General features: G+C 61.2%; 10 protein-coding genes. 6 read left to right on the top strand and 4 right to left on the bottom strand.

Annotated features, from left to right (window positions below; genetic code table 11):
* Nucleotides 1-72: 72 nt before the first annotated feature.
* Nucleotides 73-2,922: a bifunctional [glutamate--ammonia ligase]-adenylyl-L-tyrosine phosphorylase/[glutamate--ammonia-ligase] adenylyltransferase gene (gene glnE, locus ABEA08_RS19005; protein ID WP_345336985.1), complete on the bottom strand. Its 2,850-nt coding sequence runs from the start codon at nt 2,920-2,922 to the stop codon at nt 73-75.
* A gap of 86 nt (nt 2,923-3,008) precedes the next feature.
* On the opposite strand from glnE, the gene ABEA08_RS19000 reads away from it, so the two are divergent.
* Together ABEA08_RS19000 and ABEA08_RS18995 are read left to right on the top strand one after the other, a co-directional pair.
* The gene (locus ABEA08_RS19000; protein WP_345336984.1) at nt 3,009-3,917 is read left to right on the top strand and encodes a DUF350 domain-containing protein; all 909 of its coding nucleotides are present in this window, start codon (nt 3,009-3,011) and stop codon (nt 3,915-3,917) included.
* Nucleotides 3,914-4,696: a potassium channel family protein gene (locus tag ABEA08_RS18995; RefSeq protein WP_345336983.1), complete on the top strand. Its 783-nt coding sequence runs from the start codon at nt 3,914-3,916 to the stop codon at nt 4,694-4,696. The genes ABEA08_RS19000 and ABEA08_RS18995 overlap by 4 nt, the downstream gene beginning before the upstream one ends.
* On the opposite strand, the gene ABEA08_RS18990 is transcribed toward ABEA08_RS18995, so the two are convergent.
* A complete protein-coding gene (locus ABEA08_RS18990) occupies nt 4,669-5,550 on the bottom strand; it encodes a CYTH domain-containing protein (RefSeq protein WP_345336982.1) in 882 nt (293 codons plus the stop codon). The two genes, ABEA08_RS18995 and ABEA08_RS18990, sit on opposite strands and share 28 nt — an antisense overlap.
* A 226-nt stretch (nt 5,551-5,776) precedes the next feature.
* Here ABEA08_RS18990 and ABEA08_RS18985 point away from each other — a divergent pair, with 226 nt between their 5' ends.
* The 4 genes from ABEA08_RS18985 to putA all read left to right on the top strand — a co-directional run bounded on the left by ABEA08_RS18985 (nt 5,777) and on the right by putA (nt 11,926).
* On the top strand, nt 5,777-6,454 hold the full coding sequence (locus ABEA08_RS18985) for a TIGR00153 family protein (RefSeq protein ID WP_345336981.1): 678 nt from the start codon (nt 5,777-5,779) through the stop codon (nt 6,452-6,454).
* A gap of 42 nt (nt 6,455-6,496) precedes the next feature.
* Nucleotides 6,497-7,765: an inorganic phosphate transporter gene (locus tag ABEA08_RS18980; RefSeq protein ID WP_345336980.1), complete on the top strand. Its 1,269-nt coding sequence runs from the start codon at nt 6,497-6,499 to the stop codon at nt 7,763-7,765.
* 171 nt (nt 7,766-7,936) lie between these two features.
* The gene (locus ABEA08_RS18975) at nt 7,937-8,524 is read left to right on the top strand and encodes a TIGR04211 family SH3 domain-containing protein (RefSeq protein ID WP_345336979.1); all 588 of its coding nucleotides are present in this window, start codon (nt 7,937-7,939) and stop codon (nt 8,522-8,524) included.
* A gap of 225 nt (nt 8,525-8,749) precedes the next feature.
* Nucleotides 8,750-11,926, top strand: coding sequence for a bifunctional proline dehydrogenase/L-glutamate gamma-semialdehyde dehydrogenase PutA (gene putA / locus ABEA08_RS18970; protein ID WP_345336978.1), 3,177 nt, complete (start codon nt 8,750-8,752; stop codon nt 11,924-11,926).
* A gap of 147 nt (nt 11,927-12,073) precedes the next feature.
* Here the strand turns inward: putA and ABEA08_RS18965 are convergent, their stop codons facing one another.
* Nucleotides 12,074-13,036 (bottom strand): general secretion pathway protein GspB, encoded by a 963-nt coding sequence (locus tag ABEA08_RS18965; RefSeq protein WP_345336977.1) that lies wholly within the window; start codon nt 13,034-13,036, stop codon nt 12,074-12,076.
* Nucleotides 13,036-14,568, bottom strand: a complete 1,533-nt coding sequence (locus ABEA08_RS18960; protein WP_345336976.1) for an AAA family ATPase — start codon at nt 14,566-14,568, stop codon at nt 13,036-13,038. Before ABEA08_RS18960 ends, ABEA08_RS18965 begins: the two co-directional genes overlap by 1 nt.
* Nucleotides 14,569-14,581 lie beyond the last annotated feature (13 nt).

Here is a 14,581-nt window from a genome sequence, read left to right as displayed (position 1 = left end):
TTTTGATCGCACGGCTTGGGCGAACGCCAAGGCACGGGAGAGCCCGCCTCGGCGTTACCTGGCTCCCGGCGCTTACGCCTCTTGCAGCATATGCTGCCACAGCTGTGCCACTGCATCGCAGTGCTCCGGCCGCTCGGCCAGGGCTACCGGACCGGTCTGATCCGCCAGCACCTGATGATGATTGGTGTTGCGCAGCTCTTTGTAAGTTTCGCTGAGTAGGTCCGCCTGCTGTGGCGTCAACTTATCGACCATCAAGGCGGACTCCAGGATCCGCACATTATCCGACCAGGTCGCCAGCGTCGGTGAGCCATGGGCCTGGCTCAACACCAGATATTGGGTGATAAATTCGATGTCGGTGATCCCGCCCCGCCCCTGCTTCAGATCAAACCGCTCGGCGTTGCCCTTATCCAGATGATCACGCATCTTCTGGCGCATCTTCACCACCTGCTCCCGCAACGCGGCGAGATCCCGTGGGCGACATAACACCTCACGGCGTAAGCGGGCAAACCGCGCCGCCAGAGGATCGTCGCCATAGATAAAGCGAGCGCGCACCAGCGCCTGATGCTCCCAAGTCCAGGCATCCTCCTGCTGATAGCGCTCAAACCCTTCGATCGGGCTGACCAGCAAGCCGCTGCTGCCCGAAGGACGCAGCCGCATATCCACCTCGTACAGCACCCCGGACACCGTCCGGGTGGCAAACAGGTGCAAGATCCGCTGTGCCAGCTTGATGTAAAAGTGGCCATTGTCGATCGACTTGGCCCCATCGGTCGCACCACTTTGGCCCTGATGCAGGAACACCAGATCCAGATCCGAGCCGTAGCCCAGCTCCAGTCCGCCCAGTTTGCCATAGCCGATCACCGCAAAGCCGCGCTGGCCCGGGGCCAAACCGCTGGGCTGACCATGACGCTCGCTGATCTGCTGCCAGGCCAGATCCACCACCTTCTCGATGATCGCCTCCGCCAGCCAGGAAAGGTGGTCGCTCACCTTCATCACCGGCAGCACCCGAGTAACATCGGCCGCCGCGATCCGCAGCTGCTGCGCCTGCTTAAATTGGCGCAGCGCCTCCATCTGCAGCTCCAGATCCTCCTCCGGCACCCGCAGCATAAACTCACGCAGTTCGGCGGCGTAGCCTGCCGACGGCAGGGGCTGATACAGCGCCACCGGATCGATCAGCTCATCGAGCAAGATCGGGTAACGCGCAAGTTGCTGAGCGATCCAAGGGCTGGCGGCGCACAAGGTGGTGAGCTGACGACGGGCACCGGCCTTCTCCAGCAGCAGCTCGAGATAGGTGGTTCGGCTCAGGATCGGGGTGAGCACCGTCATCAACCGCTGCCACAGCGCCACAGAGCCCCCCTGCCGGGTCAATTCCTGCAACAGGTGTGGGATCAGCTTATCGAGTGCCTCGCGGCCACGCGGCCCCACCCGGCGACGGGCAAACTCGGTTTGTGCCGCCTGGAGCTCAGGCCACAACGCCGGATCCAGCCCCTGCTCCTGCAGCAGGGCCTCCCCATCCAGGCTGCCACTGTCGTCCTGCCACAGCAGCGGCAGGGAGCCCAGATCGCAGTCATCACTCTGACCATCGCCAATGGTGGCCTTAAACACCTGATGGATCCCCGCCATGGCCGCGGCGATCGCCTCCATCAAGGTCTCCACATGGTCATACCCCATCGCCAGCGCCAGCCGCAGCCGATCGTCCTCGCACTCGGGTAAGAGCTGGGTCTGTTTGTCGCCTTGCGCCTGCAAGCGGTTCTCCACCGCACGCAGCACGCGATAGCCCTGCTCCAGCTTATGCCGATCCCGGCTGGGGATCAGCCCTAAGCGATCCAGCTCCGCCAACACCGGCAACAACGCCTGACCCCGCAGCCCGGGCTCACGGCCGCCACGGATCAACTGATGGCTCTGCACCACAAACTCCACCTCGCGGATCCCGCCGCGCCCCAGCTTAATGTTGTGGGCCACCGCCTGCCGCCGCAGTTGGGTTTCGATCAGCTCCTTCATCCGGCGCAGCGCATCGATGGCGGAGTAGTCTAGGTAGCGCCGGTAAACGAAGGGGCGCAGCAGCTCATCCACTTGTTGCTGCTCATCCCCCTCTGGCCCCATCAGGCGCGCCTTCACCATGGCGTAACGCTCCCACTCCCGCCCCTGCTCCTGGTAGTAGTCCTCCATCGCCGCCAGCGAGACCACCAAAGGACCCGCCTCGCCAAAGGGGCGCAACCGCATGTCGACCCGATAGCAGAAACCGTCGGCATTCAACTGCGACAACAGGCCGATCAGCTTCTGCCCCAACCGGATAAAGTACTGCTGGTTATCCAACTGCTTGCGCCCGCCAACGGTTTGGCCATGCTCGGGGTAGCAGAAGATCAGATCGATGTCAGAGGAGAAATTGAGTTCGCCACCTCCGAGCTTGCCCATTCCTAGGATCATCAAGCGTTGCGGCGTACCATCATCACAGTGAGGACGGCCCCACAGTGGCGCCTGCAGCGTCACCAAGAAATCGCGCGTGGCGGCGATGATCTGCTCGGCCAACGCCGAGATATGCGCCAGCGCCTCGTCCACCGTCGCCAACCCCAGCAGATCGCGCATGGCGATGCGACACTGCTCCCGATTGCGGAAGCGTCGCAGGGCTTGGCTGGCCTCAGCCTCGTTGGAACAGGGAGCCAGCACCGCATCGAGCTGCGAGCGGTATTGGCCTGTGCGTTCGCTCTGGGCCAGGGCATCATCGACAAACAGCGCCTCTAGCCACTGCGGATCCCGGGCCAGTACATGCCCAGCAAACTCAGACAACGCCAGAGTCCGCACCAATTGCAGGCGTTGCGACTCACTCAATTGTGCCACTATCGTCTCATCGAGCCGCTGCCACTGGCGCTCAGCCTGTCGCCGTAACTCCGCGCTGAGCTTGTTGTCGAGTGGTACGCTGGTCATAATGTAACGTCCTGTTTAGCAATCATTTGGATGGAAGTTGTTGGCCCACTTTACCATGAGGCTAACGACAAAGAGGAGACGCAGCCATGAACTTGATGGAGTGGTTCGACAGCCTGCAACCGGCCCTGCCGGTGATCAGCATACTGACCGAATTGGCGGTGGCGGTACTGCTGTTCGTGCTCGCCCGCTTCAGCCATGGCTGGTTTTCCGGGGTCAACAGCACCGAAGAGCTGGCCGATCGGGATAACATTGCCTTTGGGATCAGCGTCGCAGGCGGCATGATCGCGCTGGCCATTGCCCTGTCCGGGGTCTTCCAATTGCCCCGCCAGCCCGAGCTTTGGCTCAACCTACTCTGGGTGTTTGGCTTAGGTCTGGCCGCGCTGCTGCTGATCCGCGCCGGACGCTGGTGGTACGACAAATGGGGCTTGAACCACGTCGATAAGCGCCAGTTGATCCTCGAGGGGAATGTCGCCATGGCGCTGGTGGATGGCGCGGTCGCGATCTCCATCGCCATGGTATTGAAGGGGATGCTGCTGTGGCTGGGCCATCTGAGCCTCACCGCCATGCCCCTGCTGATGTTTAACTTCTTTATCGCCATCTGTTTTCTGGTGCTGATCACCCGCCTGCTCGAGCGTCGTTACCGCCGCAGCAATCAAGGGGGCAGCCTGCAACGGGCGCTGGCACAAGATCATCGCCCTGTGGCACTGCGCCACAGCGGTTACCTGTTGGCGTCCAGCCTGACCATCCAAACCGCCGGCCACTTCCAGCCCTATCAGGCCAGCATGCCGATGATCACCATGGCCGCCTGGCTCGGCTGGGCCCTGCTGGGGCTCGCGCTGCTGATCGTGATCTCGACCCTGTTACGCCAACTGGTGCTGGCCAGGGTGAAGATAGGACTGGAGGTGGAGCTGCAGAATAACGCCGGGATCGCCGCCCTCGAAGGGGCACTGGTGTTTGCCGCAGCTTACCTGCTCAGCCAGTTGATCCAGCCATGAAACAACACCCCGAGTCAGAGCTCACCCCAAAAGAGCTGGGGATGATGGCGCTCTCGCTGCTTGCCGTGGCGGTCGTGCTGGCGATCGCCTTTAGCGATCCCTCCGCCGAAACCACCCGGGTGTTGATGGTGGTCGATCTGGTCATCTGCCTGATCTTCATCAGCCATTTTTTCTACGGCCTACTCCGCGCCGACGACCGTAAGACCTACTTTCGCCAGCACTGGATCGATCTGGTCGCCTCCATTCCCGCCATTGAGCCGCTGCGCTACGCCCGGATCTTCCAGATCCTAAGGGTGTTTCGACTGATCAAGATGAGCCGCTCGGTCCTGATCCCGATCCTGCGACAAAAACAGGAAACCACCCTAACCAGCCTGATGCTGGCCATGCTCACCATCATCACCTTGGCCTCGGTGTTGATCTTACTGGTGGAGGAGGGCGAGCCTGGTGCCAATATCGATTCCGCCGAAGCGGCGATCTGGTGGGCGCTGATCACCATCTCCACCGTCGGCTATGGCGACTACTATCCGGTCACCCTGGGCGGGCGCATTATCTCGGCCGTGGTGATCATCACCGGCGTCAGCTTCTTTGGCGTGGTCGCCGGCTATCTGGCCTCGGTCTTCGTCAGCCAAGACAGCGCCGAAGAACACGACAAGCTCAGCCAACTGGAGCGGCAGCAAGCCGCCCTACTCGACGAGATCCGCGCCCTTCGGCAACAACTGGCGCGCAATGATCAGCGTGGTGACACCCCCACTCACTCGGAGTCGGACGACAGCAGCTGACGCAAGAGCGTCAGTTGAGCCAAGCCATAACGGCGGTCGGCCTGCAGCTGAGTCAGCGCTTGGCGGGGGCGCAGGTCAAACTCGCTCAGCAGCGCGCGCATCCAAGGCGCCTGCTCGCTCTGGGCTTGTAACACCCGGCCTAACGGCTCAGCCGCGGCCAGCTCACCCGCCATCAGCCGGGCTTCATTGCGCTGCCAAGCGTGCAGCAACGCCCCTGGCTCATCCGCCCATTGCGTGACGATCTCGGCCTCCGGTTGCAGCCCGGCTAGGCGATAGCCCCGCGCCGCCTTGGAGTCCAGCCCCAAACGCAGCGGCTGCGCCGTCATCAGTTGCTCGGTCAAGTCCAGCAATACCGCCGGATCCCCCTGCACCAACTCCAGCTCCAGCTCGTTGATGGGATCGCTGAGCGCACCCGCGTGGATCTGGCCCTTATCCAATGCCAACTCGACCTCGCTGCCTTGCCAGCGCAATCGCGCAGACTCCCGCATAAAATCGGTTTGGAACTGAGCGAACAGCTGCTGCTGGATCCCTTGACACTGGCCCGGTGTCCACAGGGTTTCGGGAAACTGCGACAGATCTGGATGGTCGGATCCGATCGGCACATTGTACTCCGGCCGAGCGTGCAAGCCGCCCACCACCCGCCCTCGCGTCTTGAGCGTCTGCTCCCGCTGCTCACCACTGCGACGGATCCGCAGCCCCATATCCAAGCGTCTTAGCGCCAGATCCGGGGTGTCAAAATAACAATTTCCAAGATCTGAGCGGGTTATCACACTCAGCGCACCTGGCCATCGACATTGCGCCAATTCCGAAATTTGCTTGGGATCATTCAACAAAAGCTTGATCTCGATCTCCATGGACACTCCATTTTTCATAAACAATTCAGCGCGATGTCATTTGATTGTCACACTGTCATATAGCTGTCATATAACTGCCATAGATTACGGTTCGTCAAAATCCCCACTCTTGTCGGGTTCTGACTTAGACTAAGGTTTTTTATGCACCAGATTACGTGTTGCGGATTCTCTTCAAATGAGTATGATTCGCTCGCCAAACAATCAGGCACCATTCAGGATAAAGGCCATGCCGGTAAATTTCTTGGGCGTCTTCGCGAAGTCGCCAATTAAACCGCTTGAACAACACATTGCGAAGATCAGCGCGTCAGCAAAATTGCTGACTCCTTTCTTTGACGCCGTTTTGGCCAAAGATTGGGACACAGCCACCAAGCTGCAAAAAGAGATCAGCCAGCTGGAGCGTGACGCGGATACCCTCAAGCGCGAGATCCGCATGGGCCTGCCTAGCGGGATCTTCATGCCGGTACAGCGCACCGATCTGCTAGAGATGGTGACCCAACAAGACAAGATCGCCAACAAGGCCAAGGATATCGCCGGCCGCGTGATCGGTCGTGAGATGCTGATCCCAGAGCCGATGCAAGAAACCTTCCGCGCCTATGTGGAGCGTTGCATCGACGCCGTCCTGCAAGCCGATAAAGCCATTAACGAACTTGATGATCTGCTGGAAACCGGTTTCCGCGGTCGTGAAGTCAAACTGGTGGAAGAGATGATCCAGCAACTGGATACCATCGAAGACGACACCGACTCCATGCAAATTCAACTCCGTCGCCAATTGTTTCAGCTGGAAAGCGAGCTCAATGCGGTGGATGTGATGTTCCTCTACAAGATCCTCGAGTGGATCGGTGATCTGGCTGATCTGGCCGAGCGCGTCGGCGCCCGTCTGGAACTCATGCTGGCTCGTTCCTAACCCATACCCGATTTAAATAGGTTTCCTTAACAAGGTTTTACCATGGTAGAAGTACTGGTAACTAATGGCCCGTGGCTGATCCTCGCCGCGGCACTGTTTGGCTTTTTGATGGCCTTCGGTATCGGCGCCAACGACGTCGCAAACGCAATGGGCACCTCCGTGGGCTCCGGCGCACTGACCATCAAGCAAGCCATCATCATCGCGATGGTGTTTGAATTTGCCGGGGCCTATTTGGCCGGTGGCGAGGTGACCAACACCATCCGCAGTGGCATCATCGATGCCAGCTACTTTACCCATCAGCCTGAGTTGATGGTGTACGGCATGATCTCCGCGCTGCTTGCGGCGGGTGTCTGGCTGGTCGCCGCCTCCTGGTTGGGCTGGCCTGTTTCCACCACCCACTCCATCATCGGCGCCATCATTGGCTTCGCCGCGGTCGGCGTGGGCACCGAAGTGGTTGCCTGGGGCAAAGTCGCGGGTATCGTTGGCTCCTGGATCATCACTCCGGCCATCTCCGGTTTCATTGCCTACCTGATCTTCCAGACCGCGCAAAAGCTGATCTTTGACACCGATAAGCCGCTGGAAAACGCCAAGCGTTACGTGCCTTATTACATGGCCTTTGCCGCCTTTATCATGGCACTGGTTACCGTGACAAAGGGTCTGCGTCACCTGGGTATGAACTTCTCTACCCTGGAAGCCTACGGCCTGTCACTGGCCTTGGCTGCTGCCATCGGCATGATCGGTAAAGTGGCCATCAGCCGCCTGAAGTTCGATCCGAAAGCGGATCGTGACACCCAGTTTGGCAACGTCGAGAAGGTGTTCGGCATCCTGATGGTCGCCACCGCCTGTTGTATGGCTTTTGCCCACGGCTCGAACGACGTGGCCAACGCCATCGGCCCTCTGGCCGCTGTGGTTACCATTGTTCAAGCGGGCGGTGAGATCCCAGATAAAGCCCCGCTGGTATGGTGGATCCTGCCGCTGGGTGCCATCGGTATCGTCGCCGGTCTAGCCATCCTGGGTAAACGCGTGATCGCCACCATCGGCACCAAGATCACCCACCTGACCCCAAGCCGTGGTTTTGCCGCCGAGCTGGCTGCCGCTTCGACCGTGGTGATCGCCTCCGGTACCGGTCTGCCGATCTCCACCACCCAAACCTTGGTCGGTGCGGTACTGGGTGTCGGTATGGCCCGCGGGATCGCCGCGCTGAACCTGGGTGTGGTGCGCAACATCGTGGTGAGCTGGGTCATCACCCTGCCTGCTGGTGCGGCTCTGTCCATCGTGATCTTCACGGTGATCCGCACCATCATGAGCTAAATCCAGTCGCACGACAAAAGGGGCCGAAAGGCCCCTTTTTTGATCTTGCGAACAAAGTTCAAGCCTTTGTCACAGTCCGGACGCGCCAGCGACTGATTTTCCCGGTTTAAGGCTTGTCACCTCAGTGTCGATCTCCTAGCATGGGCTCCCCACAATTCGGGTCGAAAAACTATGTTAAAACGCATTACCACTCTGCTGTTGTGCCTGAGCGCCTTCAGCATCCAGAGTTTCGCGCAGGAAGCAAAGCACTCCGTCTCGGAAGACGTGTACATCTACTTACAAGCCGGTCCCAGCACCCAGTTTCGGATCCTGGGCAGCGTCAAAGCCGGCGAAGGCCTGACCTCATTGAATGAGAGCTCAGGTGATTTCAGCAAGGTGCGTGACAGCCAAGGCCGTACCGGCTGGATCCGCAGCGAGTTTCTCAGCGCCGGTCCCAGCTTCCGCACTCAGGTACCTAAGCTGGAAACGGCACTGGCAGACACCCGTGCCCAGCTGGCTAAGATCACCGCCGAGCGCGATGAACTGGCGGGCGCCAGCAGTCAGCAGCAAGAGGCCAATATCAGCCAACAGCGCCAGCTTGAGAGTGTCACCAGCGAGAATGAGCGTCTCAAGGCACAGGTCAGCACGCTGCAGAACAATGAGCGCTTTATCTGGCTCAAGCAGGGTGGCGCCATCGGCGGTGTCGGTCTGGTGCTTGGCTTGATCTTGGCGTATCTGCCACGTCCAAAACGTCGCAAGAAAAACGACCACTGGATGTAAGCTAAGCCACCTAGGTAAAGCTATCGAAAACAGGCCTTTCTGGCCTGTTTTCTGTTATTAATCCCAGCCGGTTCCGGCGTTTCATTTTCTTTCCTACCCAGCCCCTTTCTGCCCTTTGCCCTAGCACTACTTCCGCTCACACTTTGGCGATATACTGCGACCTCGATCCAAACATTGTATACAAAATGGAAACGCACCCTAGGCCGGTGCCGACGAGGAATGCCCATGTTTGATCCCAGTCCACTGCTCGATGCCCAGCGCCCCTCTCCCCCTCTGTCCGAGCTGTTTGACGCCATCAGCGCCAACTACAGCGTGGACGAATCCAGCTACCTGCAACACCTGCTCAAACTCGTGCCCGATGAGCCGGAGCAGATCGCTCAGATCACTGAGCGCGCCCACCAGATGGTGGCCAAGGTGCGTCAGTTTGAGAAGAAGGGGTTGAATGTCGGGATCGACGCCTTCCTGCAGCAATACAGCCTGGAAACACAGGAGGGGATCATCCTGATGTGTTTGGCCGAAGCGCTGTTGCGGATCCCCGATGCGGCGACTGCCGACGCGCTGATCGAGGACAAGCTGTCGGGCGCCAACTGGGGCAAGCACCTTAAGGGCAGCGACTCATTGCTGGTCAATGCGTCCACCTGGGGCCTGATGCTCACCGGCAAGCTGGTCACGCTGGATAAAAACGTCGACGGTTCGCCCGCCGGCCTACTCAGCCGTCTGGTCAATAAGATGGGCGAACCGGTGATCCGCCAGGCGATGTACGCCGCCATGAAGATCATGGGCAAGCAGTTCGTGCTGGGCCGGGATATCGGCGAGGCACTAAGTCACAGCGAAGACAACCGGGCCTTGGGCTATACCCACTCCTACGACATGTTGGGGGAAGCCGGCCTGACCCGGGACGACGCCGATCGCTACCTGCAGGAATACCGCCAGGCCATCGTCGCGCTGGGCAACCACAGTTACGATCCCAGCCAAGCGCCACGGCCCACCATCTCCATCAAGCTGTCGGCACTGCACCCGCGCTATGAGGTGGCCAACGAGCAGCGCGTCCTAGTCGAGCTCAAAGCCACGGTCCTGGCGCTGATCGAGCTGGCGCGACGCGTCGATGTGGGGATCTCCATTGACGCCGAAGAGGCCGATCGCCTTGAGCTATCGCTCAAGCTGTTTGAAGCACTCTACCGGGCGCCGCAGACTCAGGGCTGGGGCAATCTGGGACTGGTGGTGCAGGCCTACTCCAAACGAGCCCTGCCGGTCTTGGCCTGGGTGAATGCCTTGGCTGGCGAGCAGGGGGATCTGATCCCTCTGCGCCTGGTCAAAGGCGCCTACTGGGACAGTGAGATAAAGTGGGCGCAACAGGGCGGCTACGACGGCTACCCGGTGTTCACCCGCAAAGCCGGCACTGACGTGTCCTATCTGGCGTGCGCCCGCTACCTGCTCAGTGACGCCACCTTAGGCCGGATCTATCCCCAGTTTGCCAGCCACAACGCGCAGACCGCCGCCACGCTGCTCACCTTAGCCGGTGAGCGGGATTTTGAGTTTCAACGTCTGCACGGCATGGGGCAGGAGCTGTACGACACCTTGTTGCAAGAGGTTCCTGGCCTGAAGGTGCGGATCTACGCCCCGGTCGGTGCCCATAAGGATCTGCTGCCCTACCTGGTACGCCGCCTGTTGGAGAACGGGGCCAATACCTCCTTTGTCCACAAACTGGTCGATCCCAATACCCCGATCGACAGCCTGATCACGCATCCACTTCAGACGCTGAAGGCCGCCCCCAGCCTGGCCAACCATCGGATCCCACAACCGGCGGGGATCTTCGGTAAAACGCGCGTTAATTCAAAAGGACTGAATATGAACATAGCCGCCCAAGCCCAGCCCTTCTTCGCTCAGATCAAAGCGTTTCACCAACATCAGTGGCAAGGTGGCCCGCTGATCGACGGCGAGATCCGTCATCGCGGCGAAGCCCAAGCGGTGAGCAGCCCATTCGATAGCCGCACCACGGTCGGCCAAGTCCACTTCAGCCACGAAGATGAGATCGAAGAGGCGCTGGTGCGCGCCACTGCAGCCTTCCCCCATTGGGATGCACAACCCGTGGCGACACGGGCTGCCGCCATCGAGCGGCTGGCGGATCTGCTGGAAGACAACGAAGCGGAGCTGATCGCCCTGTGCACCCGCGAAGCGGGCAAAGGGCTGCAGGACGGCATCGATGAGATCAGAGAGGCGGTCGACTTCTGTCGCTATTATGCGGTGCAAGCACGCGAGATGATGAGCACCCCAACTCGGCTTCCCGGCCCCACCGGTGAACGCAACGAACTGATGCTGCAGGGCCGTGGCACCTTCCTGTGTATCAGTCCATGGAACTTCCCGTTGGCGATCTTCCTCGGTCAGGTGGTTGCCGCGCTGGTGACCGGCAACAGCGTCATCGCCAAGCCCGCCGAGCAGACCAACCTGGTCGCCTTCCGCGCCACCGAGCTGGCGCACCAGGCCGGGATCCCCGGCGATGTATTGCAACTGCTGCCGGGCCGAGGCGCAGAGATCGGTCCGCGCCTGACCAACGATGAGCGGATCAGCGGGATCTGCTTTACCGGCTCCACCGCAACGGCCAAAAGGATCAACCGCAGCCTGGCGGCACGCGAAGGCGCCATCGTTCCCTTAATTGCCGAAACCGGCGGCCAAAACGCCATGCTGGTGGACTCCACCTCGCTGCCGGAGCAGGTGATCACCGATGTGGTGCATTCCGCCTTCCAGAGCGCCGGCCAACGCTGCTCCGCCCTACGGGTCTTGTATGTGCAGGACGACGTGGCCGATCGGGTCCTGACCCTGCTCAAAGGCGCAATGGCCGAGCTGCATGTCGGCCTGCCCGCCCAATACAAGACCGATGTGGGTCCGGTGATCGACGCCAATGCCCGCGCCAATCTGCAGGCGCATATCGATCGGATCTGCCAGCAAGGCCGCTTGATCGCTCAAACCCCGCTTTCGGACGACTGTACCCACGGCCATTTTGTTGCCCCCACCGCGGTCGAGATCGATCACATCGACCAGCTGGAGCAGGAACACTTTGGTCCGATCCTGCATGTGATCCGCTATCGCGCCGCCGAGCTCGAGCAGGTGATCGCCCAGATCAACGGCACCGGTTTTGGCCTAACCTTCGGCATCCACAGTCGCAACGAAGGCAGCGCCCTGAAGGTGGCCCACGCCATCAACGCCGGCAACGCCTACATCAACCGCAACCAGATCGGGGCCGTCGTCGGCGTCCAGCCTTTCGGTGGCCAAGGCCTGTCCGGCACTGGTCCCAAAGCCGGTGGCCCCCACTATCTGACCCGCTTTATCACCGAGAAAACCATCAGCAACAACATCACCGCCATCGGCGGCAACACCACCCTGCTGTCGCTCGGCGACGGCTAACGCAACAGAGCGGGCACAAAAAAGCGAAGGCCGAGGCCTTCGCTTTGTGTGTATGGCGTCTTGCCGACTCTCAGTCGGCTGCACCCATACCGCGGAGCGTCAGCCTAACGCCGCTGAACGCCAAGGCCAGGCGGCTCTCAAGCGCCCTCAAATACTGCCCAGGGCCGGAATGCGAAACTTCTGCTCGTCCATCTCCAGCACGATCTCACTTGGCAAGATCTCTGTCACGATCAGGCCTGGCGCCGCCTCATCCCCCTCCTGCAACTCACGACCGTTGGCACGCAACCAGCGATCCTCAGGTCGAGTGGCGTAGACATGGGCGGTCACATCCAGATCCGGCAGCCGCTTCTGGAAGGCCCATGGCATCTGCCCCAGCTTAGGGATCGCCGTCGGCTCAACGGTACGCTCGGCAGGCTGCGCCGGCTGGCGCTGGGCCGCTGCCACGTCACGCTGCGCCTGCAAAAGCTTCTGCTGCAATTCAAAACTGAGCGCCGGCACGGGCTCAGACTCGGGCTCGGACTGAGCCGCGGTTGGCGTCGTCTCGGCCTCGGCCAACTCACTCTGTGCCAAGGCCGCCGCCAGCGCTTGCTGCAAGGCGCTCTGCGGCACTTCCGGCTCAACCGGTGCCTCGGGCTCGATATTCAGATCCGCCAAGGCCGCCTCAAACGCGCGTTGCAGCGCAGGCGAGGTCTCCGGCTCGGTGGGCGCCTCCGCTTCAACGCTCGGACGGGTTACCGCCGTACTGGCCGCTACCTCTGGCGAAGTCACGGCACCGGCGGCGTCCGCAGCGAGAGCGGGGGCAGGGGCGACTTCGACGCTGGCCGGGCTGGCGCTGGCTGCCTGCAGATCCACCGGCAGCGGCAAGGCAATTCGCCCGGCTAAACTCACTGCCGCCGGTGGCGCCACCTGACTGGCTGGAGACGCACTGGGCCAACTCACCCAGCCCAGCGCCCCACCCACCATCAGCGCTAGCAAAGGACTGATCCAGATCCCACGAAAGCGTCGCATCGGCTTATTGACCGGCAGTGCCGCCAGCAACGCCGGATCGACGCCGCCTTGCTGGGCTTGATCATGCCGATGCCGACTGACCGCATCCAATAACAAAGACATCAGCTCGACTCCTCGACCAAACGGGGGCCGGACGACGCCCCCAATAAACTTAACCGCTCCAAAGTCTGGCGCCCGGCCAGCCCATCCGCCTCCAGTCCCTGCTCACGTTGGAACTGACGCAAGATCCGCTCCAGCTCAGGATCGTAGCTCTGCAACAGTCGGGCTGGACGCTCATTCAAGGCAGCCAAACGGTTCTCCAGCCATTGGATCTGACCCAGCGGTGCCGCCGGCCCGATCAACCCAGGCAAGCTGCTTGGCGGTTGCCAGAGCAGGGTAAAACGGCCCTCAAAGTGGCGCACGAACCAGTCATGCTGCAACCATAACTGTTGCTCGCCTAGCTGCACCAACCAGCGACGTGCGTGCGGATCGTATTGCAGCAAGGCGGCATACCGAGGCCGCTGCTGCTCGTCACTCAGGCGGATCACCGCCGGCCGGCCCAGCGCCAGTAGCTGCTGCCAACTGCCGAGTTCATCCAGACAAGCGTGGTTCAGGGTCGCCGCGGCGCGGCAGGGATCGTGCGCCGGCACGGTCAGCCCATAGTGATGAAACAGGCCTTGCAGCGCCTGCAGCTCCGTGCCGGGCCACTGCGCCAGCTCCGTGGCCGCCACGGGCGTCAGCCCCGGAGCCGGGGCGGGCGCCGGGGCCAGCGCTTGCACGGTGACAAAGCCCAGCGCCGCGCTCAGCAGTGATGCCAACCCCCAGCCCCACGGACGACGCCGCACCCTTGGCAGATCCAACACTTCCGTCGCCGCAGCCTGTACGTCCGCCGCCGCCAACATCGGCTTCTGCTGGGCAAAGCCGCCCATCAGGGCACGTTCGCAGATCAAGTTGATCACCCGCGGCACGCCGCCACTGAGCCGGTGCACCGCCTTCACCGCCGACGGCTTAAACAGCGGCTGTGCCCGTCCCGCCACATTGAGGCGATGGGCCAAATAATCCGCCACCTCCTCTCGGGTCAACGGCAGCAGGTGATAGCGCGCGGTGATCCGCTGTGCCAACTGACGCAGCTCCTGGCGTCGCAGCAGTTCCTGCAACTCGGGCTGGCCGATCAAGATCACTTGCAGCAATTTGCGAGTATCGGTTTCTAAGTTGGTCAGGAGACGCAGCTGCTCCAGCACCTCAGCCTTAAGGTGCTGTGCTTCATCGATCACCATCAAGGTTTTGCGCCCGGCTTGGTGATTGGCCAACAAAAACGCGCTGATCCTGTCGGTCAGTTGCTTCAGGCTCGGCGCTTCGCCGTACGCGATCCCCAGCTCATCACACAGGGTCGCCAACAGCTCCGCTTCGGTCAGCGCCGGATTGAGAATAAAGGCCAGATCCGTGTCTTCTGGCAGCTGCGCCAGTAGGCTGCGAGAGACCGTGGTCTTGCCCGTCCCCACCTCACCGGTGAGCAGGACAAAACCGCCATTTTCACCTAAACCATAGGTCAGGTGCGCCAGCGCCTCCCGGTGACGGGGACTGAGAAACAAAAATGCCGGATTCGGCGCAATAGAAAACGGGCTGTCGTTGAGCCCATAGAAGCCTTTGTACATGCGAGTGAACGTC

This window comes from Ferrimonas pelagia (assembly GCF_039543565.1).
GTDB lineage: Bacteria > Pseudomonadota > Gammaproteobacteria > Enterobacterales > Shewanellaceae > Ferrimonas > Ferrimonas pelagia.
This window is presented reverse-complemented; position numbering and strand designations above follow the sequence as displayed.

Bases quoted from the DNA above. Each gene is read 5' to 3' on its own strand.
- glnE (WP_345336985.1), bottom strand. From the start codon at position 2,922: ATGACCAGCGTACCACTCGACAACAAGCTCAGCGCGGAGTTACGGCGA.
- ABEA08_RS19000 (WP_345336984.1), top strand. From the start codon at position 3,009: ATGAACTTGATGGAGTGGTTCGACAGCCTGCAACCGGCCCTGCCGGTG.
- ABEA08_RS18995 (WP_345336983.1), top strand. From the start codon at position 3,914: ATGAAACAACACCCCGAGTCAGAGCTCACCCCAAAAGAGCTGGGGATG.
- ABEA08_RS18990 (WP_345336982.1), bottom strand. From the start codon at position 5,550: ATGGAGATCGAGATCAAGCTTTTGTTGAATGATCCCAAGCAAATTTCG.
- ABEA08_RS18985 (WP_345336981.1), top strand. From the start codon at position 5,777: ATGCCGGTAAATTTCTTGGGCGTCTTCGCGAAGTCGCCAATTAAACCG.
- ABEA08_RS18980 (WP_345336980.1), top strand. From the start codon at position 6,497: ATGGTAGAAGTACTGGTAACTAATGGCCCGTGGCTGATCCTCGCCGCG.
- ABEA08_RS18975 (WP_345336979.1), top strand. From the start codon at position 7,937: ATGTTAAAACGCATTACCACTCTGCTGTTGTGCCTGAGCGCCTTCAGC.
- putA (WP_345336978.1), top strand. From the start codon at position 8,750: ATGTTTGATCCCAGTCCACTGCTCGATGCCCAGCGCCCCTCTCCCCCT.
- ABEA08_RS18965 (WP_345336977.1), bottom strand. From the start codon at position 13,036: ATGTCTTTGTTATTGGATGCGGTCAGTCGGCATCGGCATGATCAAGCC.
- ABEA08_RS18960 (WP_345336976.1), bottom strand. From the start codon at position 14,568: ATGTACAAAGGCTTCTATGGGCTCAACGACAGCCCGTTTTCTATTGCG.